This window comes from Photobacterium halotolerans DSM 18316, assembly GCF_000425165.1.
Lineage (GTDB): Bacteria > Pseudomonadota > Gammaproteobacteria > Enterobacterales > Vibrionaceae > Photobacterium > Photobacterium halotolerans.
In genome coordinates this window covers 11,519-35,231 of record NZ_AULG01000026.1, presented here as the reverse complement: position 1 = coordinate 35,231, position 23,713 = coordinate 11,519, and the positions used below count along the sequence as shown (strand labels likewise).

Sequence of the window (23,713 nt, the reverse complement as noted above, 5' to 3'; positions counted from 1 at the left end):
TTAACGATGGCTACAGGTAAGATCGTACAGATCATCGGTGCGGTAGTCGACGTAGAGTTTCCACAGGACTCTGTACCACAGGTATATGATGCCCTACACGTTGATGCCAAAGAAAAAGGTACGCTTGTACTGGAAGTTCAGCAGCAGCTGGGTGGCGGCGTAGTTCGTGGTATCGCCATGGGTAGTTCTGATGGTATGCGTCGTGGTCTGACTGTTGAAAATACAGGCCGACCAATTGAAGTACCGGTAGGTACAGCGACTCTGGGACGTATCATGAACGTTCTGGGTCAGCCTATTGACGAATGCGGTGAGATCGGTGAAGAAGAGCGTTACGCTATTCACCGTGCAGCACCGAGCTATGAAGAGCAGTCTAACGCGGTTGAACTGCTGGAAACCGGCGTAAAAGTTATCGACCTGGTTTGCCCATTCGCTAAGGGTGGTAAAATCGGCCTGTTCGGTGGTGCGGGTGTAGGTAAGACCGTTAACATGATGGAACTTATCAACAACATCGCCCTGAAACACTCAGGTCTGTCGGTATTCGCCGGTGTGGGTGAGCGTACCCGTGAAGGTAACGACTTCTACTACGAGATGCAGGAAGCCGGGGTTGTAAACCTGGAAAATCCAGCAGAATCAAAAGTAGCAATGGTTTACGGTCAGATGAACGAGCCACCGGGTAACCGTCTGCGCGTTGCACTGACTGGCCTGACCATGGCTGAGAAGTTCCGTGATGAAGGCCGTGACGTACTGCTGTTCATCGATAACATCTATCGTTATACCCTGGCCGGTACTGAAGTATCAGCACTGCTGGGCCGTATGCCGTCTGCAGTAGGTTATCAGCCTACGCTGGCAGAAGAGATGGGTGTTCTTCAGGAGCGTATCACCTCAACGAAGACGGGTTCTATCACCTCTGTTCAGGCCGTTTACGTCCCTGCGGATGACTTGACTGACCCGTCACCAGCGACCACGTTCGCCCACCTGGATGCGACGGTTGTACTGTCTCGTCAGATCGCTTCTCTGGGTCTGTACCCAGCGATCGACCCACTGGATTCTACCTCGCGTATGCTGGATCCTCTGGTGGTTGGTCAGGAGCACTATGACATTGCACGTGGTGTCCAAAGCACCCTGCAGCGTTATAAAGAGCTGAAAGACATCATCGCAATCCTGGGTATGGACGAGCTGTCTGAAGATGACAAGCAAACTGTTGCCCGCGCACGTAAGATTGAGCGTTTCCTTACTCAGCCTTACCACGTAGCACAGGTCTTCACTGGCGACCCTGGTATCTATGTTCCTCTGAAAGATACTCTGCGCAGCTTCAAAGGCCTGCTGGCTGGCGAATACGATGATATTCCAGAGCAGGCATTCATGTACTGCGGCGCGATCGAAGACGCACTGGAAAACGCGAAGAAGCTGTAAGCTGAACAGGAGGCGATATGGCAGCGATAACTTTCCATCTGGACGTAGTAAGCGCAGAAAAGAGTCTTTTCTCTGGTCGTGCTGAAAATATCCAGGTGACCGGTAGCGAAGGTGAACTGGGTATTCACGCAGGCCACACCCCGCTGCTGACCGCTATCACGCCAGGAATGGTTCGGATCGTGAAACAACACGGTGGTGAGGAAGTGATTTACCTCTCCGGCGGTATGCTGGAAGTGCAGCCAGGTGCAGTCACTGTACTGGCTGATACGGCAATCCGTGGTGTTGATCTGGACGCAGCCAAGGCTGAAGAAGCGAAACGTCAGGCTGAGGAGCGTATCCACAATCAGCATGGTGACATCGACTTCGCCCAAGCGGCCAGTGACCTGGCGAAAGCAATCGCCCAGCTTCGAGTGATCGAGCTGACAAGGCGTAAGCGTTAATCAGGTATCTGTGCAAAAAAGCGGCCTTAGGGTCGCTTTTTTTTTGCCTGCGGGCGGAGATCCGGCTTCCGGTTGGCAGTGAAATGTCTTGGCTGAGTTCACAAAGCCGTGGTTTGTCAGTGTATGCTGTGTCAATAATGCTCGATAAAGACTTATATCGGACGCAGCGAGCCGATACAATGCATCCAGATATCTACCACATTGATAAGAAGGGACACTGATTCATGAGCTTCAGCGCTGTGATCCTGGCCGCGGGTAAAGGTACCCGCATGTATTCTGCTCTGCCTAAAGTGCTGCATACTCTGGCAGGCAAGCCGATGGTAAAACACGTAATCGATACCTGCAGTGATTTGGGTGCCGCGAATATTCATCTGGTGTATGGCCATGGCGGCGATCTGATGCAGGCGCGTCTGGCACAAGAGCCCGTGAACTGGGTGCTTCAGGCTGAGCAGCTTGGTACCGGTCATGCCGTGAATCAGGCATCGGGTGACTTTGGTGATGATGAGCAGGTACTGATTCTCTATGGTGATGTGCCTCTGATCAGTGGCGAGACGCTGGAGAACTTACTCCAAGCCCAGCCAGAAGGCGGTATTGGTCTGCTGACTGTGGTACTGGATGATCCGAGCGGTTATGGCCGCATCGTGCGTGAAAATGAGGCCGTCGTGGCTATTGTGGAGCAAAAAGACGCCACGCCAGCGCAACAGCAAATTCGTGAGATCAACACAGGTGTGATGGTCGCCAATGGCGGTGATCTCAAGCGCTGGCTGGGCCAGCTGAAAAACGACAATGCGCAGGGTGAATATTATCTGACTGACGTGATTGCCATGGCCCATGCTGAAGGTCGTCATATCCAGGCGGTTCACCCGGCCTTAGCGGTCGAAGTGGAAGGCGTTAACAACCGCCTGCAACTGGCGCGTCTGGAGCGGGCTTACCAGTCTCTTCAGGCTGAGCGTTTGCTGGTACAAGGCGTGATGCTGCGTGACCCGGCCCGTTTTGACTTGCGCGGTACCCTGCAATGCGGCCAGGACGTCGAAATTGATGTCAATGTCATCATCGAAGGCCATGTTACTCTGGGCGACAATGTGGTGATCGGTGCGGGTTCTGTGCTGATTGACTGCGAAATCGATGATAATACCCTGGTGCGCCCTTACAGCATTATCGAAGGGGCAACGGTTGGAGAAGATTGTACTGTGGGGCCCTTTACCCGCCTGCGTCCCGGCGCTGAGCTGGTGGGTGATTCCCATGTCGGTAACTTTGTCGAAATGAAGCAGTCCCGCCTCGGTAAAGGCTCCAAGGCCAGTCACCTGACGTACTTGGGTGATGCGCAAATCGGTGATCGGGTCAATATCGGTGCCGGCACCATCACCTGCAATTACGACGGGGCGAATAAGTTCCGGACGGAAATCGAAGACGATGTTTTTGTCGGTTCCGACACGCAGCTGATCGCCCCGGTGAAAATCGGTAAGGGTGCCACTATCGGAGCCGGTGCGACGATCAACCGCGATGTGGGTGACGGTGAGTTAGTGATCACTCGCGCCCCGGCACGGACAATCAAAGGCTGGAAGCGGCCGGAAAAGCAAAAATAACCCGAAACGGCTAACCGACAGGCAGCGCTCAGGCGCTGCTTTTTTTTGCCGTAAACTCAGCTTGCCGCCCAGTTTATGGCCTGCCATCTTGGTATTTTCTTGATCTTACTTCTTTTGTTTTGCTATATTTGCTTTCAGTTCGAAACTTAAATAATAAGTAAAACTTACATGTCGAAACGAAACACCCAGCAGAGACGCCATGCCATTGTCGCTCTGGTCAATGAACAGGGCGAAGTCAGTGTCGATGCGCTGGCCCAGCAATTTGCCACCTCCGAAGTGACTATCCGTAAAGATCTTGCTGCGCTGGAAAAAGCCGGTCTGCTGCTGCGCCGCTATGGCGGGGCGATTGCCATGCCCTCAGAGATTGTGGCGGCGGGTCATGAACCGGAAGTTTCGATTCGAAAGCAAGCGATCGCCCAGGCTGCTGCAGCCCGTATCCGCGATCATAACCGCATTATCATCGACAGCGGCAGCACCACGGCCGCACTGATCGGCCTGCTCGGAGACAAGCAGGGCCTGATAGTGATGACCAACTCACTCAATGTCGCCAATGCCCTCAATGAGCTGGAAAACGAGCCGACCCTGCTGATGACAGGGGGCACCTGGGATCCGCATTCCGAAGCGTTTCAGGGCCAGGTCGCCGAATCTGTCCTGCGCTCCTATGATTTTGACCAGCTGTTTATCGGTGCCGACGGCATTGATATCACTCGCGGTACCACCACTTTCAACGAACTGATCGGCCTGAGCCGGGTGATGGCAGAAGTGTCCCGTGAAGTGGTGGTGATGGTCGAATCGAGCAAAATTGGACGCAAAATCCCCAATCTTGAACTGCCGTGGAGCAGCATCAGTACCCTGATCACCGATCAAGGTCTGGATTCTGTGGCCAGGGCAGAAATCGAACAGCAAGGGGTGCAGGTGATCTGCGCCGCCGTCAAAGTATAAATCTTAATTTTTTCAGGAGTATTTTCTATGTGTGGAATCGTCGGGGCGGTGGCCCAACGCGATGTGGCTGGCATTCTGATTGAAGGTTTGCGCCGTCTGGAATACCGGGGTTACGACTCTGCCGGTGTGGCTGTGGTGGGTAGCGACCATGCCCTGCAGCGTGCTCGCCGCTTGGGTAAGGTGCAGGAACTGGCCGACGCCGTGGCCGCCAACCCGTTGTCCGGCGGCACCGGTATTGCCCATACGCGCTGGGCGACACACGGTGAACCCTCCGAAACCAATGCTCACCCCCATGTGTCCGGCGAGCACATCGCGATTGTCCATAACGGCATCATCGAAAATCACGAATCGCTGCGCTCTGTGCTCACTGAACGCGGCTATCGTTTTGTTTCGCAGACAGATACCGAAGTGATTGCTCACCTGGTGGACTGGGAGCTGCGCAGCGCCGACAGCCTGCTGCAAGCGGTGCAGAAGACAGTGTCTCAGCTGGAAGGTGCCTACGGCACTGTGGTGATGGACAGCCGTGATCCGAGCCGGATTGTGGTGGCCCGCTCCGGTAGCCCGCTGGTGATCGGCTATGGCGTTGATGAGCATTTTGTTGCCTCTGATCAGCTGGCCCTGCTGCCGGTGACCCGCCGTTTTGCGTTCCTGGAAGAAGGGGATGTTGCGGAAGTGACCCGTTTTGAAGTGAACATCTTCGATAAGCAGGGTGAGCCGGTTGAGCGTGAGATCAACGAATCGGAAGTGTCGCACGATGCCGGTGACAAAGGTCAGTACCGCCATTACATGCTGAAAGAAATTTACGAGCAGCCGGTGGCGCTGCAGCGCACCATGGAAGGCCGGCTGGCGAACGGTAAGGTTCTGGCATCCGCCTTTGGCGATAACGCCGAAGCCCTGCTGCAGAAAGTGAAACATGTACAGATCATTGCCTGCGGCACCAGCTATCACGCTGGCCTGGTGGCGCGTTACTGGCTGGAGCAGTGGGCGGGCGTATCCTGTAACGTCGAGATTGCCTCCGAGTTCCGTTATCGCAAGTCACACGTGTATGAGAACAGCCTGCTGGTCACCCTGTCCCAGTCGGGCGAAACCGCCGATACCCTGGCCGCATTGCGTCTGGCGAAAGAAATGGGTTACATGGCCAGCCTGACTATCTGCAACGTGCCCGGCTCGTCGCTGGTGCGTGAATCTGACCTGGCCTACATGATGAAAGCCGGCGCGGAAATCGGCGTGGCATCCACCAAAGCTTTTACCGTGCAACTGGCCGGCTTGCTGATGCTGGTGGCGGCGATTGGCCGCGGTAAAACCATCGATGATGCGCTGGAAGCCAAGCTGGTGGCGGCACTGCAAAGCCTGCCGGCCAAAATTGAGCAGACCCTGGCGATGGCGGATGACATTGAAGCCCTGGCAGAAGATTTTGCCGACAAGCACCACGCCCTGTTTCTGGGCCGCGGCGAGCAGTCGCCGATTGCGATGGAAGGTGCGCTCAAGCTGAAAGAGATTTCCTACATCCATGCTGAAGCCTATGCCGCCGGTGAGCTGAAACACGGCCCGCTGGCCCTGATTGATGCCGACATGCCTGTAATTGTGGTGGCGCCGAACAACGAGCTGCTGGAAAAACTCAAGTCGAATGTCGAGGAAGTACGTGCCCGTGGCGGCCTGATGTATGTGTTTGCCGATGTGAATGCCCACTTCGCCAGCGACGACACCATGACAGTGCTGAACGTGCCGCACTGCGACGAGTTCATTGCTCCGATCCTCTACACCCTGCCGCTGCAGTTACTGTCTTATTATGTGGCGCTGATCAAAGGCACGGATGTTGACCAGCCGCGCAACCTCGCCAAATCGGTGACAGTAGAATAAGGCACGGCTGTCTTAGCCCTGAGATAAAGGCGTCAATTGTGGCGCCTTTGTTCGTTTTGCCCTTCGCCCCTACTCCCAGCGTCTATGATTTAGTACAGAAGTGACGTTTTTTGTTTGCGAAATCAGATGCTTTGGTTGAATTCTTCCTGTTTTGCGTTGCGCTTTGCAATCCCAAAATGTCGCCTTCTGTAACTTGTTGATATTTTTATAAAAACAATAACACCTGAGTTGGCTGATTTTATGCTGACCTGTTTGGTCGGAACATATTGCAGTGGTGGAGGTAGTGATGACAGATCCTAAAGCGAAGATCGCCTCGCGGATCAAGGAAGCGCGAGAGTGGAAAGGCCTGACTCAGGTACACATGGCTCAGCAACTGGGGGTTGCCCGGCAAACTTATCTGGACCTGGAGACAGGAAAAACCGAGCCCAAAGTGCGTTTGCTGTCGGCGATTTCAGAAATCACCGAGCGGCCGCTGACCTGGTTCGTGTACGGGGATGAAGGACTGGAAATTCTGGAAAGCGAATATAAAGAAGAAATTGACCGCTTGCTCCAGTATTTCAGTCGTCTGCCCCATTCGGCCCGGAATGTGATTTTGCAGCAGAGTATCAATCTGGCCGGTTTCATGGCGGAATATACCCGGGCGCTGACCCAGAAAGATAAATCCTGACGGGAGTGAGAAGGGATAGTGAAAAGGACAAAGGTGAAAAAAAAACAGCCCCGTTTAGACGGGGCTGTGTCTTTCCGGCCGGCATCGGACCGGCTTGCTGATCTATTCGCTTACTGGGCGAGGAAGAACTGGTAGGCCGGATTGTCGGTCTCGTCTTTCCACTGGTAACCCAGTTCACGCAGGTGGCTGGTGAAGGACAGCAGATCATGATCTTCGAGTTCAAACCCGCATAACACCCGGCCGTAGTCGGCACCGTGGTTACGGTAATTGAACAGGCTGATGTTCCAGTGAGTGCCCAATGTGGTCAGGAATTTCAGCAGCGCCCCCGGGTATTCCGGAAACTCAAAGCTGTACAGACGCTCCTGCAGCGGCTTGGACGGGCGACCGCCAATCATATAGCGCACATGCACCTTGGCCATTTCATCATCCGACAGATCCACCACAGGATAACCGCCTTTACGCAGATCGGTAATGATGCTTTCCAGCTCTTCCTGTCCCTGCAGCAAACGGACACCGACAAAAACATTGGCCAGGGTGTCGTCGTTGTAGCGGTAGTTGAACTCAGTGACTGCCCTGCCGCCCAGCAGGTGGCAGAAATCGAGAAACGCACCCGGCCGTTCCGGTACAGTGACGGCCAGCAAACCCTCGCGCTTTTCACCCAGCTCGCAACGCTCAGACACATAGCGCAAGCCGTGGAAGTTCAGGTTGGCGCCCGACAAAATCGAGGCCAGCTGCTGGCCTTGCAGCTGATGCTGCTCGCTGTATTTCTTCAGACCGGCCAGCGACAGCGCCCCTGACGGCTCGGCGATGGCACGGGTATCTTCGAAAATGTCTTTGACGGCGGCGCAGATTTCGTCACTGCTGACCGTAATCACATCATCGAGATACTGCTGGCACAGCCGGAAGGTCTCATCACCGATCCGTTTTACCGCGACACCGTCGGCAAACTGGCCCACCTGATCCAGAGTCACTGGCTCGCCGGCATCCAGCGCGGCACGCAGGCAGGCGGAATCCTCGGCTTCGACACCTATTACCTTGATTTCCGGCATCAGTTGTTTGAGCAGCACCGATACCCCGGCGGCCAGGCCGCCGCCGCCGACCGGCACGAACACATAGTTGAGATGGCCGTTTTGCTGGACCAGCTCAATGCCTATGGTGCCCTGCCCGGCAATCACGGCCGGGTGGTCGAACGGAGGAATAAAGGTGAACTGGTGCTTCTCAGCCAGTTCAATGGCGTAGGTTTTGGCTTCATCAAAGTTGCTGCCATGCAGCACCACTTCACCGCCGAAGCTTTTGACCGCTTCCACTTTGATATCCGGGGTGGTGCGCGGCATCACAATCACGGCTTTGACGTCCAGCTGGCGGGCTGACAAGGCCAGGCCCTGCGCATGATTGCCCGCTGACGCGGCAATCACACCGGCCTGGCGTTGTGTCGCGGTCAGCTGAGACATCATGTTGTAGGCGCCACGAAGTTTGAATGAGTGCACTGGCTGGCGGTCTTCGCGCTTGATCTGGATGCGGTTACCCAAGCGCTTGGATAACCGCTCCATGTCTTGCAGCGGCGTGACCAGCGCCACCTCGTATACCGGGGCACGCAGGGTTTCCCTTAAATAGTCAGCGCCGCTGAGAAACTCAGCAGCCCTGGCCTGTGTCACCTCACTCATCATACTTACCCTTCCAGTTTGGATTTGTCGCGGACCGCGCCTTTATCGGCACTGGTCGCCAGGTTGGCGTAGGCACGCAGGGCAAAGGAGACGCTGCGCTGACGATCGAGTGGTTTCCAGCCGCGTTGATCGGCGGCGGCACGGCGCTGTGCCAGGGTGGCGTCGTCCACATTCAGCTCGATGCCGCGGTTAGGGATGTCGATAGTGATCAGATCGCCGTCTTCAATCAGGCCTATGGTGCCGCCATTGGCCGCTTCCGGTGACACGTGGCCGATAGACAGGCCGCTGGTGCCGCCGGAGAAACGGCCGTCTGTGATCAGGGCGCATTCTTTGCCCAGTCCCATAGACTTGAGGTAAGTGGTCGGATACAGCATTTCCTGCATGCCCGGGCCGCCTTTCGGGCCTTCATAACGGATCACCACCACATCACCGGCTTTGACCTTGCCGCCCAGTATGCCTTCCACCGCACTTTCCTGGCTTTCGAACACCACGGCCGGGCCTTTGAAGGTCAGGCAGCTTTCATCAACGCCCGCGGTTTTCACGATACAGCCGTCGACTGCCATGTTGCCCGACAGCACAGCCAAACCGCCGTCCTGGCTGAAAGCGTGCGCTTTGCTGCGGATACAGCCGTTCTCGCGATCGTCATCCAGGGTGTCCCAGCGGCAGTCCTGTGAGAAGGCCTGAGTGGTACGGATACCGGCCGGACCGGCGCGGAAGAAGGTGGCAACCTCCTCAGAATCGGTTTGCTTGATGTCGTAGCGGGCCAGGGCTTCTGACAGCGTCATGCCCAGCACGTTGGGAACGTCTGAATGCAGCAGGCCGGCGCGGTCCAGTTCACCCAGAATGCCGTACACGCCTCCCGCACGGTGGACATCTTCCATGTGGTATTTCTGCGTTGACGGGGCCACTTTACACAGGTGAGGTACCCGGCGTGACATGCGGTCGATGTCTTCCATGGTGAAGTCGATCTCGCCTTCCTGCGCCGCCGCCAGCAGGTGGAGCACGGTATTGGTGGAGCCGCCCATGGCAATATCCAGCGCCATGGCATTTTCGAAGGCTTTCTTGCTGGCGATGTTGCGCGGCAACACGCTGTCGTCGTCCTGCTCGTAGTAACGCTTGGTCAGACCGACAATGCGCTGACCGGCGGTGATGAACAGCTCTTTACGATCGGCATGGGTGGCCAGGCATGAACCGTTACCCGGCTGGCTCAGGCCCAGGGCTTCGGTCAGGCAGTTCATCGAGTTGGCGGTAAACATGCCTGAGCAGGAGCCGCAGGTCGGGCAGGCTGAACGCTCGATCTGCTCGCTTTGCTCGTCAGAGACTTTGGGATCGGCGCCCTGGATCATGGCATCGACCAGATCCAGTTTCAGGATCTGATCAGACAGCTTGGTCTTACCGGCTTCCATCGGGCCGCCGGAGACGAAGATCACCGGAATATTGAGGCGCATGGACGCCATCAGCATCCCCGGGGTGATCTTATCGCAGTTGGAGATACAGACCATGGCGTCGGCGCAGTGGGCATTGACCATGTATTCGACCGAGTCGGCAATCAGCTCGCGCGACGGCAGGGAGTACAGCATGCCGCCGTGGCCCATGGCAATCCCGTCATCAACGGCAATGGTGTTGAATTCTTTGGCAATCCCACCGGCTTTTTCGATTTCAGCGGCAACCAGCTGACCCAGATCTTTCAGGTGAACATGGCCTGGTACGAACTGGGTGAAGGAGTTGACGACAGCGATGATAGGTTTGCCAAAATCTTCATCTTTGACGCCGGTGGCACGCCACAGGGCGCGGGCACCCGCCATATTACGGCCGTGGGTGGTGGTGGCTGAACGGTACTTAGGCATAACGTGAAATTCCTTTTTTGGCCGCCGGTGCCCGAAGACACCGGCGGGGACATTGCTTCTCTTGCTTATAAGTGTGGCTTATTTTGCCGGATATACAGGATCCAGCCAGCCCCACTTGTCTTCTGTCTGACCATTGAACAGGCCAAAGAAGGCCGCCTGAATTTTTTCGGTGATCGGGCCGCGTTTGCCTTCGCCGACTGTGATCTGATCCACACTGCGCACCGGGACGATTTCCGCTGCGGTGCCTGTCATGAAGACTTCATCGGCCAGATACAGCGCTTCGCGGGCGATGTTTTCTTCGCGGATCTCATAACCCATGTCTTTGGCCAGCGTCACTATGGCATCGCGGGTAATACCCGGCAGAATGGCGCTGGTGGCCGGCGGGGTAGAAATCACCCCGTTGCGGATCACAAAGATGTTTTCGCCGGCCCCTTCAGAGAGGTAGCCGCGTACATCCAGCGCAATGCCTTCGGCATAGCCGTGACGACGGGCTTCACCACCGACTAACAGCGAAGACAGGTAGTTACCACCCGCTTTGGCAGCGGTCGGAATGGTATTCGGCGCGGCGCGGTTCCAGCTCGACACCATGGCATCGATCCCGTTGGCCAGTGCTTCTTCGCCCAGGTAAGAGCCCCAGGAAAACGCCGCGATGATCAGATCCATTTCCGTGCCGTTCGGCGGACAGACACCCAGACCCACGTTAGGCACATAGCCCAGCGGACGGATATAGGCAGAATTGAGTTTGTTGGCGCGCAGGGTTTCGCGGCAGGCTTCCATCAGCTCATCAACAGTGTATGGGATCGGGAAGCGGTAGATCTTGGCAGAATCTTTCAGTCGGGCCATGTGTTCACGGTGACGGAAGACCACAGGTCCGTTTGGCGTCTCGTAGCAGCGAATGCCTTCGAACACGGAGGTACCGTAGTGCATCGCGTGAGTCAGTACGTGTACTTTCGCGTCTGCCCAAGGCACCATGTCGCCATTAAACCAAATGTAATCTGCTGTGTTTGCCATTGTGTAATCCTTTCGTTATGCGCTGATTTGTTGTTTTTGTTGTTGCTCTAAAATGGTGACGCCGTTGACATCCCACAGTTTGTCCAACTGGTGATAGAGGGCACTGATGGGACGCTCGCTGTCTACCGTGACTTCAATGTCGACGGACTGACAATCTTCACTATGCGCCATTGAAAACTGTTTTACCATGAATCCGCGGTGGCGTGTGATTCTTAGAACACGTTCCAGTAATTCCGGACGGCTGGTGGCTTGGATAGTCAGGGTGTGCTGGGTCATACAGGTTCCTCCATCATGTCGTGGTTGGCACCACCGGGCGGAACCAGCGGCCAGACGTTATCAGCTTCAGAAATGGCAACGTGCAGCAGGTAGGCTGTCTCGCTCGCCAGCAGAGTATCCAGCGCAGGACCGACCTGATCTTTGCGCGTAATGGTCTGGCCCGGGATGCCGAAGGCACTGGCCAGGGTGACGAAATCCGGGTTATCGGACAGGTTGGTTTCGCTGTAGCGGCCGTCAAAGAACAGCTCCTGCCACTGGCGCACCATGCCCAGACGCTGGTTGTCCAGCAGTACAATCTTGACCGGCAGGCCGAGACGGCGGATGGTGCCCAGTTCCTGCACATTCATCATGAAAGAGCCGTCGCCCGATACCAGAATAGACTGATCATCCGGACGGGACAGTTTGGCACCGATCGCGGCCGGCAGGCCGAAGCCCATAGTGCCGAGCCCGGCCGAGGTCAGCAGATTCTGCGGTTGTCTGTGGCTCATATGCTGGGCGACCCACATCTGGTGCTGGCCGACATCGGTGCTGATGACCGTGCTGTCATCCATTTTGTCTGACAGTTGTTTCAGCAGCAGCGGCGCGAAAATGCGCTCGCCAGGATGGTCATAACGCCAGCCGTTGTCTGCCATCAGGCGGGTAACGTGCTGTTGCCAGGGCGCCAGCGCCATCGGGCGGGCCAGTTGCGGTAGCACCTCATTGATATCGCAGCGCAAAGCGGCATGAGCCTGACGCAGTTTACCCAGCTCGGCGGTATCGATATCCAGATGAACTACTTTGGCGTGGGGGGCGAAGGTATCCAGTTTGCCTGTCACCCTGTCATCGAAACGGGCACCGACCGCAATCAGCAAATCGGCTTCCTGTACCGCCAGATTGGCAGCTTTAGTGCCGTGCATCCCCAGCATACCCAGGTGATAGGGGTAGTTTTTCTCAACACAGCCCAGCCCTTTCAGGGTCGAGACTGCCGGCATGTGCGTGATGTCGAGAAACGCGCGCACACTGGCGACGGCATCTGCCAGCTGTACCCCGCCGCCGACATAAAGAATAGGACGCTGGCTGTCGGCAATAAGCTGCTGAGCCAGGGCAAACTGTGCAGGGTCGGTCTCGGGTAACGCCGGTAATTCATGCAGTGGGGCAAGCGGGTGTTCGATGGCGGCAACTTGTACGTCTTTGGCGATATCCACCAGCACAGGGCCCGGTCGGCCGCTCAGTGCCACTTCAAAGGCTTCGCTCAGTACGGCGGGCAGTTCTGCCGGGTCTGTCACCAGAAAACTGTGCTTGGTGCACGACAGTGACATCCCCAGGACATCGACTTCCTGAAACGCGTCAGTGCCTATCATAGGGCTGGCGACCTGACCTGTGATAGCCACGAGCGGGATGGAATCCAGCATGGCGTCGGCCAGTCCGGTGATCAGGTTGGTGGCACCCGGCCCTGAGGTGGCCAGGCAAACCCCTATCCCTTTGCTGGCTCTGGCATACCCGATAGCGGCGATGGCAGCACCCTGTTCGTGGCGGCACAGCACGTGCCTGACGCCGCCATCGTACAAGGCATCGTAAATTGGCATGATGGCACCGCCCGGATATCCGAAGACTGTGCTCACCCCCTGTTGCTTCAAGGCTTCTACTACTAACTCTGCGCCTGTCATCATGGCTCCCTGTTTCTTGATGACCTCTGCCAGTGCTGCGGTTTATTGGAATAGTGCAGTCTTCTGGCATCAGGTATGAAAAAAGCCCCCGGACCTTGTCGGTGCGGGGGCTTTTTCTGCGTGTGTTTGCGTATGTGCTATTTTACGCCTGCCAGCCCCCGTCGCGGTGAGATAATCACCACGATGACGTTAATAATGAGGACCAGTAGGTTGACGTTTAATAGCATTGACTTGTCTGTCCAAAATTCTTGTTTATGTGTTGTGCGCCCTTAGTCTTAACACAGACATTCGTCGCATGACAAGAAATTTGTTGTGGTTATTTTCAATCCGCCTTGGATATCTTGCGTACATTATGCTGATAAAACGTGTTTATCCAGTGATATGGCAGTTAATTAATTTATTGAGAGGTTGAAAATGACGTTGGCGATAGTTCACAGCAGGGCTTGTGTCGGGGTGGATGCGCCGGCGGTTACCATCGAGGTTCACCTCAGTAATGGCCTGCCGGCGGTCAATCTGGTGGGGTTACCTGAGACCACAGTGAAGGAGGCCAGAGACAGAGTCAGAAGCGCGATAGTGAATGCCAATTTCGAATTTCCGTCGCGCCGGATCACTGTCAATCTGGCCCCGGCCGATCTGCCCAAAGAAGGCGGGCGCTTTGACTTGCCCATCGCGCTGGGCATTTTGGCCGCATCGGGCCAGATCCCCGACACTAAGCTGCACGATCATGAATTTTTGGGCGAACTGGCTCTGTCTGGCGAGTTACGTTCCATCAAGGGCGCGCTGCCGGCGGCGCTGGCGGCCAAGCAGAAGAACCGCTGCCTGGTGCTGCCCGATGCCAATGGCGATCAGGCGGCGCTGGTGGGCAGGGAGATACACAAATCAGCGGCCAGCTTACTGGCCGTGTGTGCCTACCTGTGTGGTCAGGAAGCGCTGTCGCTGCATTGTCGCGCGCCCGGTCAGGCTCTGCCGACGGTCAATGGCCGCGACATGCAGGACATCATAGGTCAGCAGCAGGGCAAAAGGGCGCTGGAGATCGCCGCGGCAGGCGGCCACAATTTGCTGTTTGTCGGCCCGCCCGGCACCGGCAAGACTATGCTGGCCTCGCGGTTGTGCGATTTGCTGCCTGAGATGGATGTCGAGGAAGCGCTGGAAACCGCCGCCATTACTTCCCTGACCGCGCAGTCACTCCATGCCGGCAACTGGCGCAACCGCCCGTTTCGCGCCCCGCATCATTCCAGCTCGATGGCGGCGCTGGTGGGCGGCGGCTCTATCCCCCGCCCCGGTGAAATTTCGCTGGCCCATAACGGGATTCTGTTTTTAGATGAAATGCCGGAGTTTGAGCGAAAAGTGCTGGATTCTTTACGTGAACCGCTGGAATCTGGCGAGATCGTGATTTCCCGAGCCACCAGCAAAACCACCTTTCCGGCCCGGTTCCAGCTCATTGGTGCGCTCAATCCCAGCCCGACCGGTTACTACGAAGGCAGCCAGACCCGTACCAATCCGCAGGCGATACTGCGTTATCTGGGACGTTTGTCCGGCCCGTTGCTGGACCGGTTTGATATGTCGATTGAGATCCCCGCCCTGCCGCGTGGCACCCTGGCACAGGGCGGCGACAGAGGGGAAACCACCGGGGTGATCAAAGAGCGGGTGAAGGAAGCGCGGGGCCGGATGCACAGCCGCGGCGGCAAGATCAATGCCCTGCTCGGTACCCGTGAACTGGACCAGCACTGCGCACTGACCAAAGCCGACGCTGAGTTTCTCGAAACCGCCCTGCATCAGCTCGGCCTGTCGATCCGCGCCTATCACCGCATCATCAAAGTCGCCCGCACCATCGCCGATCTGGCCGGCAAACCCGAGATCGAACGGGCCCATCTGGCCGAAGCCTTAGGCTACCGCGCCATGGACCGGCTGCTGAAGCAGATCACCAGCCAGGTGGTGTGACTTGTTCGGAGAAACAACTGAGACAAAAAAAGGGCCTTTCGGCCCTTTTTCACAGAGAAAAAAACTTACTGCTTGAGCAGGAAGTTGATCAGCTCGAAGTATTCATCGGCGGATTTTACTTTGTCGGTTTTCACCAGGTATTTGTTGTTGACCACCACGGCCGGGACACCGGTCAGGCCGCTGTCGCGGAAGCCTTTGTTGAAACGGTTGACCATAGAGTTGACGGCGAAGCTGTTGAAGGCGCCGTCGAAGTCTTCGGCTTTCACGCCGTTATCGAGAAAGATCTGGCGCAGCTCTTCATCGTTGCGCGGCGGTTTGTTCGCCTGATGGATCTGGCTGAACAGTACCGGGATCATTTTGTCATCAATACCCAGGGTGACCGAGGTCGCGTAAGCCTTGCTCATCGAGGTGCCCATGTTGCCGCCCATGAAGGAGACATGGCTTTTCTGGAACTTGGCGTTGTCCGGGATTTTGGTTTTCAGCTGCTGGATCAGCGGTTCAAAGTTGAAGCAATGCGGGCAGTAAAACGAGAAAAACTCGTTCACAACCGGCGTGGATGATTTCGGCAGTTCCAGCACCTGATAGTAATCGCCTTCGCTAAACTTGGCGGCATGCGCGGAAAAAGAAAGCAGCGCTGCTGTTGCCAGCGCAAAAAGTGTTTTCAACATGTAAGGGTTCTCCCTGAAAAATCAATACAATACCTTTTACAGGTACGGCTGTTCGGATTCAAGTCAGACTGATTACCATTGCGGCATCAGCTGCAGTGGCGGCTCTTCAAGGGCAGCCAGTTGTTCTTTGATGGCCAGTACCTGACCTTCCCAGTATTTTGCATCAGCAAACCAGGGGAATGCACGCGGGAAAGCCGGATCCTGCCAGCGTTTTGCTAGCCATGCCATGTAATGCACCAATCTAAGACCGCGTAATGGTTCAATAAGTTGCAATTCACGCGGATCAAAATCGGCAAATTCGCTATACGCTTCCAGCAGGGTATCCAGCTGCATCAGCTGATCCTGGCGACTGCCGTTGAGCAGCATCCATAGATCCTGCACCGCCGGCCCGTTTCGCGCATCGTCCAGGTCGACAAACAGCGGACCGTCGCGCCACAGTATGTTGCCCGGATGGCAGTCGCCGTGAATACGTTGCGACTGCCAGTCGCTGTGCCAGCGCTCGCTCAGTAAGGCGATCAGGCGGTCCAGATCGCCGAAAAAAGCCGATTCCAGATGCATCGGGATAAACCCGGACTGCTCCAGGACGAGTCGGGGCTGAACCAGATACTCCTCCAGCCCCAGCGTGGGCCTGTGGCTGAACAGTGTGCGCTGACCGACTTTGTGGATGCGGCCCAGGAAGCGGCCGACCTGCTCAAGCTGGTCAACATTATCGACTTCAAACTGGCGGCCGCCGACGCTGGGGAACAGCGCGAAACGGTGGTGTTCATAGTGGTGCAGGGTTTGGCCGTTCATGACCAGGGGCGCTGCCAGCGGAATTTCCTGAGCAGCCAGTTCGGCGGCGAAGTCATGTTCTTCCTGGATCTGGGCATCACTCCATCGCTGCGGACGGTAGAATTTGGCGACGTAGCGGCGGCCGTCATCACTGCTGAACTGGTAGACCCGGTTTTCATAACTGTTGAGGGGCAACAGTCCCGATGAGGCATAAATGCCCGTGCTCTCCAGCGCATTGAGCAGTAAGTCCGGTGTCAGATCAGCAAAGCTGAAATCATCAAGTGCTGTCATAGTGTTACAGCCATGGTTATAAATGTCGCATCAGTATACAGCATAATGAAAAAGGGCCGTAATCGGCCCTTTATTTACTGATTGGCGTGAGGGGTTAGCGTAACTCGCCGATAAAGCGGCTGTCGGTCACCAGACGACTGGTTTCCTCGCTGCCCTGATGTTCCATGATAAACCGGATATCGACAATAGGCCGTTCAAGCTCATAAGGGTCAACGCCCAGGCTGATCGGCAGGGTAAACACTTCACCGGCATTGACATTCACCTGCTGAGGGCCATACCACTGGGCATTGTCCAGACCTTCAACCTGCAGCTGATAAGTGGCATCCTGCTGGGTTTTATTGAGAATTTTCAGGGTGTAGGTATTCTCGACCAGCCCTTCGTTATTGATACGGAACAGCTGGTTACGGTCGCGGATCACATCCAGTCCCATAGGCTGCACGGAAACCACCAGATAGGCCATCAGGCCGAACATCGCCAGCATCACAGCGCCGTAGCCGATCAGTTTCGGCCGCATGATATGGGTTTTCTTGCCTTCCAGCTTGTGCTCTGTGGTGTAAGTGATCAGATCGCGCGGATAGCCCATTTTGTCCATCGTCTGGTTACAGGCATCCACACAGGCACCGCAGTTAATGCACTCATACTGCAGACCATCGCGGATATCGATCCCGGTCGGGCAAACCTGGACGCAGAGGTTACAGTCGATACAGTCGCCCAGCCCCTGCGCTTTATGATCGGTTTTGCGCGAGCGCGGGCCGCGTTTTTCGCCCCGGGCGGCATCATAGCCGACGATATAGGTGTCTTTGTCGAACATGGCGGACTGGAATCTGGCATACGGACACATGTGAATACAGACGATGGAGCGCATCCAGCCGGCGTTGCCATAGGTGCAGAAGGTGAAGAACAGTACCCAGAACACCGCCAGGAAGCTGGCACTGAAGGTGAAGAAGCCGGGAACTAATTCACGGATAGGCAGAAAATAGCCGACGAAGGTCAGGCCGCTGATCAGGGCGACCACCAGCCAGGCTATGTGCTTGAGGGTTTTGCGCACAACAAGATCGGAGGTCAGTGCCTTGCTGTCCTGGGTGCGGCGCTTGTTGGCCGGCCCTTCCAGCTTTTCCTCAAACCAGATGTAGATGAAGGTCCAGACCGTTTGCGGGCACATATAACCGCACCAGACCCGGCCGAGAAAGGTGGTGACAAAAAACAGCGCAAAGGCCGCGACCATCAGCAGGCTGGCCAGTAACATCAGATCCTGAGGCCAGAAAGTGGTACCGAAAATGTTGAACTGCTGGCGGCCGATATCAAGCAAAATCGCCTGTCTGCCATTGTAGGTGATCCACGGCAGTATCAGGAACAGGCCCATCATTAACCACCCCATACGCTGGCGCAGCTGCTGATAGACCCCTTTCATGGCCCGTACATAAATACGGTTACTCGGGTTGAAGCGGTCGTCGCCGCCTTTATGGGTCTTAGGGTTGTACTCTTTGGGAGTGACGTCCTTAATTTTGATTCTCTCTTGGTTCATGGCATTGCATTCCTTGGGCATAGCCAGTCTGTACGCTGGCAGATGTGCCCGGGTGCATCGCCTGGGCAATCATAAATTCAGGTGCTGTTGGCCCTGATAGTAATAAGCTCGGATTATACCTTATCTAACTGGTTGAATATTCTACCTCGCTCAAAAAATGCGCTTAAGGTTTTTGGGGTTATTGGATAATCCCTCTGGCTTTGAGTATGGCGGTTTTGAAATCTGGCTCGCAGTCTTTCGCCAGGCCCGGAATCATGGCCTCCTGTTTTTCCTGTCGCATTTTCAGCTGATAAATCAGCATATCATCGCTCACATCGATCAGTGACCCCTGAAATCCGGCTTCGTTTGCCAGTTGTGCCACGACCCCGCTCAGGCTTAAATCCGGGTACTGCTGCCAGTAAGGCTTGAGAAGTGCCAGCAGTTCGGTAATGCGGTGCTCAGCCATGGTCCGGCTCCTTTGTTAAGCTTACTTTTAGTGTGGATTATACCAGACGGTGATGTCAGAACCCAAACGCTGTCAGTTTCAGTCCATGCCTTGCTGAACCCAAATTGGCTATATAAACTGGTTTCATACTCACAATGGATGGATACGGACAAGGAGCCATGATGTCGCTTTTTCATAAAACACTGGCCAGCCTGGGTTTGGGCGGCGCCAGAGTCGATACAGTATTGGAAACCGAAGTGCTGATCCCGGGTCAGGCTCTGCCCGTTCGTATTGAGATCAAAGGCGGAAAAGTCGTGCAGGCGGTGGATAATGTGCATTTGTATCTGTGCTGCAGCTTTGAGGATGAGCAGGCTGTCAGCCGCGGTGACAGCGAGCGGCGGATGGAAAAAGTCACCCGCACGCATACCCTGGCCCAGTGGCATTTGCCGCAGGCCTTTACCCTGGCGGCCGGTGAAGAGCGCCAGTTTGACTGCCGGTTTGAATTGCCGCTCAACACCCCAATCACTATCGGCTATTCGGGCGTGTGGCTGGAAACGCACCTAGATGTGCCGTCGGCCTTGGATCCCAAAGACAAAGACTCCCTGACCGTGCGGCCGGATCCTTTGCTTGACGGCGTGTTTACTGCCCTTGAGCAGGCGGGACTGCGTATATTGCAGGTGGAATGCGAAGCGGTGCGCGGTTTTGAGCTGCCCTTTGTACAGGTGTTTGAGTTTGTGCCTGTGTTCGGCCCTTTTCATGGCCGCTGGCGTGAACTGGAGCTGATCACTCAGCGTGACGATGACTGCCTCAGGCTGTGGTTCTCGATTGATCGCCGGCAGCGCGGGGTGGGCGGTTTGTTGTCCGGCCTGCTCGGCAGCAGCGAGCTTAAACGCCAGCTGTGCTTGCCGTTGGATCTGTCCCCGTCAGAAGCCGGAGAGCGGGTGATGAGGTATTTGGATCAGGTCGACAATCTCTGAGTAACGCACCATGAATACAGCTAACTGTGCTGCTACTGCGGTGTCATAAATTTCAGCTTACAAGTGTAAGCCAAACTGTGCCATACTGCTGGGAAGTACAGAAGAAAACGGATAGCATTGATGGTCGAACAACACAAAGAGACGTACTCAGCAGCCGAGGAAACCGCCAACAGCCTCAGCCACGGCGCCGGGATGATTTTCGGCATAGTCGCTCTGGTGATGCTGCTGATGCGGGCAGTGGAAGTGAATGCCGATGCGCTCAGTGTGGCCAGCCTGAGCATTTATGGCGCCAGCATCATTTTGCTGTATCTCGCTTCCACCCTGTATCATGCCATTCCGTTTGAGCGGGCAAAGCGCGTTCTGAAAACCCTGGATCACTGCGCGATCTACCTGCTGATAGCCGGTACGTATACCCCTTTCCTGTTGATTACCCTGCGGACGCCGCTGGCGGTGACGCTGATGGCTGTGATCTGGACGGTAGCCTTGCTGGGGATCATGTTCAAAGTGGTGTTTATCTACCACTTCAAGCGTCTGTCTCTGGTGATCTATCTGGCGATGGGGTGGTTGTCTCTGGTGGCCGTGTATCCGCTGGCGATGGCGATGTCGGCGGCCGGACTGATCTGGCTGGCCGTGGGCGGTGTGGTGTATTCCCTTGGCGTGGTGTTCTACGTCAATCAGCGGATTCCCTACAATCACGCCATCTGGCATCTGTTTGTGCTGGGCGGCACGGTTTGCCATTTTCTGGCTATTTACTGGTACGTGACACCAACAGCCGGGCTGCCGGGTTAGACCCGGCAAGGTGCAACGGGTCAGTTTTTCCAGAAAGCCGGGAATGCCAGTACCAGTACGGTCAGGATCTCTAACCGGCCCATCAGCATGCCGAGGCTGAGGAGCCATTTGGCGGCGTCCGGCAGAGAGGCGAAATTACCTGTCGGGCCAATAATAGTGCCCATGCCCGGCCCCACATTGGCTACGGCTGTCACTGAGCCGCTGATACTGGTGATGGGGTCGAGCCCCAGCATCGCCAGCAATGCGGCAATAATGATGATGGTCATGATGAAGGTCAGGGCGAAGGCCACCACAGAGCGGACAATCGCATCCGTGACCGGTCTTTGATTATACCGCTGAATAAACACCCCTGACGGGTGGATCAGCTGCATCAGCTGTTTGCGCAGCAAGGCGATGGCAACCTGAAAACGGAACACCTTGAAGCCGCCGGCCGTGGAACCTGAGCAGCCGCCGACCAGCATCATAAAAGCAAATACCACGGTCGGAAACGCGCCCCAGGCGGTAAAATCTTCCAGCCCGAAGCCAGTGGTGGTGACCACGGAAACGATATTGAACATGGCGACCCGAATGGCATGACTGAAGGCATAACCATCCTGCCAGCACAGCCAGAGCGCAATCACCAGGCTGACTATCAGTACAGTTACAGCATAACCCCGGACCTGTGCATCCCGCAGCAATGACGCCGGCTGCCTTTTGCGCAGTACTTGCACAAAGAGCAGAAACGGCAGCCCGCCGGCAAACATAAACACAACGGCGACCCAGTGCGCGGCTGGTGAGAAGTGGTTCATCGAGCCGTCTGAGGTGGAATAACCGCCGGTGGATAAGGTGGTGAAAGCATGATTGACCGCATCGAAGGTATCCATGCCCGCCGCCATGTAGCCGAGAATGCACATCCCCGTCAGGCTGAGATAGACAGTCACGATATTGGTGGCCACGTTTTTGGTGCGCGGGGAGCTTTTTTCCGACCAGTCTGAGGATTCGGTCTGGAACAGGCGCATCCCGCCAACGTTGAGCATCGGCAGAATGGCTACCCCCATCACGATAAAGCCGATCCCGCCCAGCCATTGCAGGGTGGAACGCCACAACAGAATGCTGGGGGCCATGTCATCGAGCCCGCTCAGTACCGTTGACCCTGTGGTGGTGATGCCTGACATGGTTTCGAAATAGGCGTCGGTAAAACTGATGTGATTAATCAGCATAAAGGGCAGCGCGGCAAAGGCGCTGGCGACAGTCCAGACCAGTGTGGTCAGCAGGAACATGTCCCTGACCCCGAGCTTGAAATCTTTCACCTTACCGAGCGTCAGGCAGGCAAACGCCACGATATGGGTAATGATGACCGCGGTAGCAAAATCAATGAAGCCGCCCGTCCCGGTCAGAAATGCCAGTATGGTGGGCAGGTACATAAACAGGGCGATCTTGGACAAGACCAGCCCTATGACAAAGATGATCGGACGAAGATTAACCATAGCTGCTCAGAGGAAGAAAGGACTGGGCTGGAACAGACGTTCTACATCCGGGATGTACTTCTTGTCGACCAGGAACATGACCACATGGTCGTCCTGCTCAATCACGGTACGGTCGTGGGCAATCAGCACTTCTTCGCCGCGCACTATGGCGCCAATGGTAGTGCCCGGCGGCAGTTTGATATCCCCTATGGCTTTGCCAACCACTTTCGAGGTGCTGGCATCGCCGTGCGCTATGGCTTCAATCGCTTCTGCCGCGCCGCGCCGCAGCGAGGACACGTTCACAATATCGGCTTTACGCACATGGGTCAGCAAGGCAGAAATCGTGGCCTGCTGCGGCGAAATTGCAATATCGATGGTGCCGCCCTGCACCAGATCGACGTAAGCGCCGCGCTGGATAAGCACCATCACCTTCTTGGCACCCATGCGTTTGGCCAGCATGGCCGACATGATATTGGCTTCGTCATCGTTGGTGACGGCGATGAAGACGTCGATCTGCTCGATATGCTCTTCGCTCAGCAGCTCCTGATCCGAGGCATCACCACAGAAGACTATGGTGTTGGTCAGCATTTCCGATAAGCTTTCCGCCCGCTGCGGGTTGTGCTCAATCAGCTTGACGCTGTAGCTGTTTTCCAGCCTTTTGGCCAGACCGGCACCTATGTTACCGCCCCCGACTATCATCAGCCGCTTGTAGGGTTTTTCCAGTCGCTGCAGCTCGCTCATGACTGAGCGGATATGGTTGCTGGCGGCGACGAAAAACACTTCATCATCGGCTTCGATAATGGTGGTTCCCTGCGGACGGATAGGCCGGCCCTGGCGGAAAATCGCCGCAACCCGGGTATCGACGTGCGGCATGTGTTCACGCAGTGCGGACAGTGCATTGCCGACCAGCGGGCCGCCGTAATAGGCTTTGACTGCCACCAGCCCGACTTTGTTGTCGGCAAAGCCCACCACCTGCAGCGCCCCCGGGTAGGCAATCAGGCGTTCGATATAGCCAGTGACCAGTTCTTCCGGCGCAATCAGGTGATCGACCGGCACCGCGTCAGTATGGAACAGCTGATGTTTTTCTTTGAGGTATTCCGGCGAACGGATACGGGCCACCCGGTTCGGGGTGTTGAACAGAGAAAAGGCGATCTGACAGGCAATCATGTTGGTTTCGTCAGAATTGGTGACGGCGACCAGCATGTCTGCGTCCTGCGCACCGGCATCCCTGAGGGTGCGGGGATGGCTGGCATACCCCTGCACTACCCGCAAATCGTATTTGTCCTGCAATTCGCGCAGGCGTTCAGGGTTGGAGTCGACAATAGTGATGTCATTGTTCTCGCCAACCAGGTTTTCTGCCAGCGTGCCGCCGACCTGGCCTGCGCCAAGAATGATAATTTTCATAGCTGATGCCTGATGAGTGTTCTCAGATCCTTGCTGTTTGTCGTTAGGGTACACTGACTTGGCGAGAGAAGCAGCAATTTCAACCCGTTTGCACAAAGACTTAACCTTGCTTTGCGCTATGAGCAG

The 23,713-nt window shown here is 56.1% G+C and carries 20 protein-coding genes; 9 read left to right on the top strand and 11 right to left on the bottom strand.

The annotated features are described in order from the left end of the window. Positions 1-6 precede the first annotated feature (6 nt). From atpD to H511_RS0107365, 6 genes are all read left to right on the top strand, one after another. On the top strand, positions 7-1,413 hold the full coding sequence (gene atpD / locus H511_RS0107390) for a F0F1 ATP synthase subunit beta (protein WP_027251730.1): 1,407 nt from the start codon (positions 7-9) through the stop codon (positions 1,411-1,413). A 17-nt stretch (positions 1,414-1,430) separates the two neighbouring features. Further along, the gene (locus H511_RS0107385; RefSeq protein ID WP_027251729.1) at positions 1,431-1,853 is read left to right on the top strand and encodes a F0F1 ATP synthase subunit epsilon; all 423 of its coding nucleotides are present in this window, start codon (positions 1,431-1,433) and stop codon (positions 1,851-1,853) included. A 224-nt stretch (positions 1,854-2,077) separates the two neighbouring features. Beyond that, positions 2,078-3,439 carry a bifunctional UDP-N-acetylglucosamine diphosphorylase/glucosamine-1-phosphate N-acetyltransferase GlmU gene (gene glmU / locus H511_RS0107380; RefSeq protein WP_027251728.1) on the top strand — a complete coding sequence of 454 codons (1,362 nt, stop codon included), beginning with the start codon at positions 2,078-2,080 and terminating at the stop codon, positions 3,437-3,439. Positions 3,440-3,607: 168 nt separating this feature from the next. Next, complete coding sequence (locus H511_RS0107375; protein WP_027251727.1) at positions 3,608-4,381, top strand: DeoR/GlpR family DNA-binding transcription regulator; 774 nt, start codon at positions 3,608-3,610, stop codon at positions 4,379-4,381. Between the two features lie 27 nt (positions 4,382-4,408). Next, entirely contained in the window at positions 4,409-6,241 is a 1,833-nt protein-coding gene (glmS, locus tag H511_RS0107370; protein WP_027251726.1) for a glutamine--fructose-6-phosphate transaminase (isomerizing), read from the top strand. A 286-nt stretch (positions 6,242-6,527) separates the two neighbouring features. Further along, on the top strand, positions 6,528-6,908 hold the full coding sequence (locus H511_RS0107365; RefSeq protein ID WP_027251725.1) for a helix-turn-helix transcriptional regulator: 381 nt from the start codon (positions 6,528-6,530) through the stop codon (positions 6,906-6,908). Positions 6,909-7,018: 110 nt separating this feature from the next. Here the strand turns inward: H511_RS0107365 and ilvA are convergent, their stop codons facing one another. The 5 genes from ilvA to ilvG form a co-directional block, all read right to left on the bottom strand. After that, entirely contained in the window at positions 7,019-8,572 is a 1,554-nt protein-coding gene (ilvA, locus tag H511_RS0107360; protein ID WP_027251724.1) for a threonine ammonia-lyase, biosynthetic, read from the bottom strand. Positions 8,573-8,577: 5 nt separating this feature from the next. Then, positions 8,578-10,419 (bottom strand): dihydroxy-acid dehydratase, encoded by a 1,842-nt coding sequence (gene ilvD / locus H511_RS0107355; protein ID WP_027251723.1) that lies wholly within the window; start codon positions 10,417-10,419, stop codon positions 8,578-8,580. 78 nt (positions 10,420-10,497) lie between these two features. Next, positions 10,498-11,430, bottom strand: coding sequence for a branched-chain amino acid transaminase (locus H511_RS0107350; RefSeq protein ID WP_027251722.1), 933 nt, complete (start codon positions 11,428-11,430; stop codon positions 10,498-10,500). Between the two features lie 15 nt (positions 11,431-11,445). Then, positions 11,446-11,706: an acetolactate synthase 2 small subunit gene (gene ilvM, locus H511_RS0107345; RefSeq protein WP_027251721.1), complete on the bottom strand. Its 261-nt coding sequence runs from the start codon at positions 11,704-11,706 to the stop codon at positions 11,446-11,448. Continuing rightward, positions 11,703-13,352 carry an acetolactate synthase 2 catalytic subunit gene (gene ilvG / locus H511_RS0107340; RefSeq protein ID WP_027251720.1) on the bottom strand — a complete coding sequence of 550 codons (1,650 nt, stop codon included), beginning with the start codon at positions 13,350-13,352 and terminating at the stop codon, positions 11,703-11,705. Before ilvG ends, ilvM begins: the two co-directional genes overlap by 4 nt. Before the next feature lie 414 nt (positions 13,353-13,766). Between ilvG and H511_RS0107335 the strand changes: the two genes are divergently transcribed. After that, the gene (locus H511_RS0107335; RefSeq protein ID WP_027251719.1) at positions 13,767-15,293 is read left to right on the top strand and encodes a YifB family Mg chelatase-like AAA ATPase; all 1,527 of its coding nucleotides are present in this window, start codon (positions 13,767-13,769) and stop codon (positions 15,291-15,293) included. 65 nt (positions 15,294-15,358) lie between these two features. On the opposite strand, the gene H511_RS0107330 is transcribed toward H511_RS0107335, so the two are convergent. The 4 genes from H511_RS0107330 to H511_RS0107315 all read right to left on the bottom strand — a co-directional run bounded on the left by H511_RS0107330 (position 15,359) and on the right by H511_RS0107315 (position 18,993). Next, positions 15,359-15,961, bottom strand: coding sequence for a thiol:disulfide interchange protein DsbA/DsbL (locus tag H511_RS0107330; protein ID WP_027251718.1), 603 nt, complete (start codon positions 15,959-15,961; stop codon positions 15,359-15,361). Between the two features lie 72 nt (positions 15,962-16,033). Next, a complete protein-coding gene (locus H511_RS0107325) occupies positions 16,034-17,023 on the bottom strand; it encodes a serine/threonine protein kinase (protein WP_027251717.1) in 990 nt (329 codons plus the stop codon). 94 nt (positions 17,024-17,117) lie between these two features. After that, positions 17,118-18,548 carry a cytochrome c oxidase accessory protein CcoG gene (gene ccoG / locus H511_RS0107320; RefSeq protein ID WP_027251716.1) on the bottom strand — a complete coding sequence of 477 codons (1,431 nt, stop codon included), beginning with the start codon at positions 18,546-18,548 and terminating at the stop codon, positions 17,118-17,120. A 178-nt stretch (positions 18,549-18,726) separates the two neighbouring features. Further along, positions 18,727-18,993, bottom strand: coding sequence for a YihD family protein (locus tag H511_RS0107315; RefSeq protein WP_027251715.1), 267 nt, complete (start codon positions 18,991-18,993; stop codon positions 18,727-18,729). 161 nt (positions 18,994-19,154) lie between these two features. On the opposite strand from H511_RS0107315, the gene H511_RS0107310 reads away from it, so the two are divergent. Further along, a complete protein-coding gene (locus tag H511_RS0107310; RefSeq protein WP_027251714.1) occupies positions 19,155-19,949 on the top strand; it encodes a sporulation protein in 795 nt (264 codons plus the stop codon). 120 nt (positions 19,950-20,069) lie between these two features. Further along, complete coding sequence (gene trhA / locus H511_RS0107305; RefSeq protein WP_027251713.1) at positions 20,070-20,738, top strand: PAQR family membrane homeostasis protein TrhA; 669 nt, start codon at positions 20,070-20,072, stop codon at positions 20,736-20,738. A gap of 20 nt (positions 20,739-20,758) precedes the next feature. Here the strand turns inward: trhA and H511_RS0107300 are convergent, their stop codons facing one another. Then, positions 20,759-22,204 carry a TrkH family potassium uptake protein gene (locus tag H511_RS0107300; protein ID WP_027251712.1) on the bottom strand — a complete coding sequence of 482 codons (1,446 nt, stop codon included), beginning with the start codon at positions 22,202-22,204 and terminating at the stop codon, positions 20,759-20,761. Between the two features lie 6 nt (positions 22,205-22,210). Then, the gene (gene trkA / locus H511_RS0107295) at positions 22,211-23,587 is read right to left on the bottom strand and encodes a Trk system potassium transporter TrkA (protein ID WP_027251711.1); all 1,377 of its coding nucleotides are present in this window, start codon (positions 23,585-23,587) and stop codon (positions 22,211-22,213) included. Positions 23,588-23,713 lie beyond the last annotated feature (126 nt).